The following is a 3,504-nucleotide window of genomic DNA, read 5'->3' as shown; positions in this document are numbered from 1 at the left end:
GGTTGTGGGAGCGAAACCGGGGAGAAGGAGTCTTTGGTGGGGGGGCTGGGTGTGGGACGGGCGCGCGGCGGCCCGGGCGGGTGAACTCCCCGCCCGGGCCGCCGCGTCGTCCGCCGCCGGGGCTACCAGGGGCCGTACGGACCGGTGTTGCTCCGGCCGCCCCGGCCGCTGCCTCCGGTCAGTGCCCGGATCGCCGGGCGGACGTCCACCACGTAGACGATCGAGGCGACCAGACCGGCCAGGGTGCCGATACCGGTGAAGAAGTTCACCCCGAACAGGAAGTCCCAGCCGAAGGAGATCGCCAGGATCGCCACCCAGAAGCCCTTGGTCTTCTTGTCGGCCGCCCGGTAGGCGTCCTCCCGGCGGGTGACCGCGTCGGCCAGGGCGAACAGCTTGTAGCCGAGGATGGCGATGGTCGCCCACCAGATCGGGTTCAGATAGGAAAAGGCCAGAATCTGCAACACTCCGACCATTTCGATCTCCTCTGCTCTCGACTCCGGCACTGCGACCGCCGCCCATCCTGGCACGACGACCGTCCACGACGGGGTCAACGTCCTACGGTCACCTACTGTGCCCCTCGGGGCACCACGTCACTCCGCGGCGTCGGCGGCGCCCTTGCGGGCCCGGGCGGGCTTCTTCGGAGCGGGCTCGGCACCGCCCTCCGCGGCCGGCGCGGGCTCGGCCGGCTCCACGACCTCGACCGGCTCCACGGTCAGCTCGGGCCGCTCGGACGGCTCGCCCTCCTCCGAGGCTCCCGGGCGGGCCTTGTCCACCACGACCTTGCCGCGCTCGGCCAGCTCGTCGTAGGTCTCCTTGGCCTTCACCGCCAGCTCGACCGCGCGGGCCACCTGCTGCAGCGCGAAGCCCTGGGCCCGCTCCTGCAGGGCCTTGAGGTCCGTCGGCATGCCGGTGACGGTCTCGGTGACCTTGGCCTGCGCCCCGGTCAGCAGCGACTGCGCCTCCTGGAGCGTGGCGGTGGCCTTCTCCTGAGCGCCCTTGCGGTCGGCCGCCAGCGCCTCGACCCGGCCCGGCACCTCGCGCAGCTTCTCGTACGCGAGGTCCCCGGCGCCGGCCAGGGCGTACAGCGGGGTCGGGTCGCTGAGGGTCTTCTTGATCTCGTCGGTGATGGGCATGGTTACCGGTCCTCCCGGTGGGTGTTCTGGGTGGCTGGGCCGTCGGTCGTCGGGGTGGGTGCCGACGCGGCGTTCTCCTTGAGGAAGGCGTCGTAGACCGCGAGCAGCGCCTGCTTCTGCTGCTCGTTGATCAGCGGATCGGCCAGGATCGAGGCCCGCAGTTCCAGGCCCTCGCCCCGCCGCTCCTCCAGGATCCCGGCCTGGACGTACAGCGTCTCCGCCGAGATCCGCAGCGCCTTGGCGATCTGCTGGAGGATCTCCGCGCTCGGCTTGCGCAGCCCGCGCTCGATCTGGCTGAGGTACGGGTTGGACACGCCGGCGACCTCCGCCAGCTGCCGCAGCGAGTACTGGGCGTTGCGGCGCTGCTCGCGGATGTACTCGCCCAGCGAGCCGACGTTCAGTGAGGCCATGCGGACAGCCTGCAACACCCCGCTTGCACATGCAAGCAGGGTGCTAGCGGCAGCAAACGCGCGCGCCCCCGTCAGGCGCGGCCGGGGCCGGGCGGACCGGGCGGTCAGGCCAGATGGGCGAGGAGGAGCTCGATGAGCCGTTCGGGGGTGCGCAGCGGGAGGTAGTGGTCGGCGTCCGGGACGAGGTGGCCGCGGGCGCCGGGGATGTCGTCGGCGAGCCTCCGGGCGATGGCCGCGATCTCCGGGTGGTCACGGTCGCCGTGGACGACCAGGGTGGGCGCGACGACCGTGCCCAGGAGCGGCTCGGCCGCCCGGGCCGGGGCGCCCGCGAGGTGGTGCTCGCTGACGATCCGGCGGGCCGCGTTCTCCTCGACCATCGCCGCGATCAGCTCGCCGCCCGGTGCGCCGCGGCCCAGGGCGGCCCAGACGGAGAGCTCCAGCTCGGCCAGCTCCGCCGCGTCGCCACGGCGCCGGGCGTCGGCGAAGGCGGTGGTCTCCGGGGACGGCGGCCAGTCGTGGCCGCTGACCGAGGCGCCGACCAGGCCGAGCGCGGTGACCCGGTCGGGGTGGGCGAGGGCGAAGTCCAGGGCGGTCTCCCCGCCCATGCTCAGACCGACCAGCGCGACACCGGGCAGACGGAAGTGGTCCAGGACGGCGCCCAGGTCCGCGACGTCGTCGAAGGCCTGCTCCGGCGTGCTGGAGCGGCCGAGGCCGCGGGCGTCGTAGCGGATCACGTCGTGGTGGCGGGCGAGCGCCGGGGCGACGGCGTCCCACAGCCGGGAGTCCATGCCGGAGCCGTGCAGCAGCACCACCGGGCTGCCGGCTCCTCGGCGCTCCGCCCACAGCCGGCCGCCGCCGGGGGCCGGGACGTGGACCGCGCGGACCTGTTCCGCGGGGACGTGCTCCGCGGGGACGTGGACCCCGGAGCCGGTGGCTTCGGAGCCGGGGGCGTCAGGGGCAGGGGCGTCGGGGTGCGGGCTCATGCGGTGATCCTTCCAGAGCCCCGGCGAGGCCCGCCGGTCAGCCGGACTCGGGCAGCCGGACCGGCATCAGCACGGAGAAGGTGCCCGAACGGCCGGGCGTGCGGACGGCCAGCGGGGCGATCGGGCCGCCGAGTTCGAGGAGCAGCTGCCCGGGGCGGCCGGCGTCGAGGGCTTCCAGCAGGAAGTCCCGGTTGACGGCCAGTCGGTAGCCCTCGGGGGCCGGATCGTCGGCGACCGTCAGGCGGCCGTCCCCGGTCAGGGTCAGGACGGTGACCTCGCAGTCGGCGCCGCCCGGGCCGGAGGGCAGGGTACGGGTGGCCCCGGCCGCCACGGCCGCCCGCAGTTCGGCGGCGGAGAGGGTGATCCGGTGCTCCGGCGCGAGCCGGGTGACGGCCCGGTGGTCGGGGTAGTCGAAGTCCAGTGCGGCGCCCTCGATCCGGTGCTCCCCGACCTCGGCGCGGACCGGACCGCCGCCGAGGGTGAGCGCGACCTCCGCCGCCCCCGAGCCGAGCAGCGCGCGCAGCGCGTCCACCAGCGCGGTCGGGACGACCGTGCCCGCCACCGGCCGCTCGGGCGTGTCACCGGCGGCTGACACCTCGGCGAGGGCCATCCGGTAGCGGTCGGTGGCGACCAGGCGCAGCACCGGCCCGTCGGGCTCGAAGAGCACGCCGGCGAGCGAGGGCAGCTCCGGGTCCCCGCAGACCGCGAAGCGGACCGCGTCCAGGGCGGCCGCGAGCTCTTCGGCCGGGACGGTGAACCGGAGTCCGGCGGGGGTGGTGGTCATCGGCTGCTCCCTCTGGTCGATCATCGCGTGGATCAGGGAGAGCTCGCGGCGGGCGTCGGCGAGGCCGTCCTCCAGACGGTGCAGGTGCGCGTCGAGCACCTGCCGGGCCTCCTCGCCGCCGGGTGCGGCGCCGAGCACGGCGCGGACGTCCGTCAGCGGCAGGCCCACCCGGCGCAGCCTGGCCAGCAGCCGGG

5 protein-coding genes are annotated in these 3,504 nt (G+C 74.9%); all 5 read right to left on the bottom strand.

Features of this window, described 5'->3' with window-relative positions; all coding sequences use genetic code 11:
- Nucleotides 1-122 precede the first annotated feature (122 nt).
- Nucleotides 123-473, bottom strand: a complete 351-nt coding sequence (locus ACZ6EM_RS07470) for a DUF2516 family protein (RefSeq protein ID WP_465771923.1) — start codon at nt 471-473, stop codon at nt 123-125.
- A 117-nt stretch (nt 474-590) separates the two neighbouring features.
- Nucleotides 591-1,133: a hypothetical protein gene (locus ACZ6EM_RS07465; protein WP_452180865.1), complete on the bottom strand. Its 543-nt coding sequence runs from the start codon at nt 1,131-1,133 to the stop codon at nt 591-593.
- Between the two features lie 2 nt (nt 1,134-1,135).
- The gene (locus tag ACZ6EM_RS07460) at nt 1,136-1,543 is read right to left on the bottom strand and encodes a helix-turn-helix domain-containing protein (protein WP_380553792.1); all 408 of its coding nucleotides are present in this window, start codon (nt 1,541-1,543) and stop codon (nt 1,136-1,138) included.
- A 104-nt stretch (nt 1,544-1,647) separates the two neighbouring features.
- On the bottom strand, nt 1,648-2,526 hold the full coding sequence (locus tag ACZ6EM_RS07455) for an alpha/beta fold hydrolase (protein ID WP_465771922.1): 879 nt from the start codon (nt 2,524-2,526) through the stop codon (nt 1,648-1,650).
- A 37-nt stretch (nt 2,527-2,563) separates the two neighbouring features.
- On the bottom strand, nt 2,564-3,504 hold a 941-nt coding region (locus ACZ6EM_RS07450; RefSeq protein ID WP_465771920.1), incomplete at its 5' end, for a DNA polymerase III subunit beta family protein.

This window comes from Kitasatospora sp. NPDC041917, assembly GCF_055589745.1.
The sequence above is the reverse complement of the archived record's forward strand: the minus strand, read 5'-3'. Positions and strand labels throughout refer to the sequence as shown.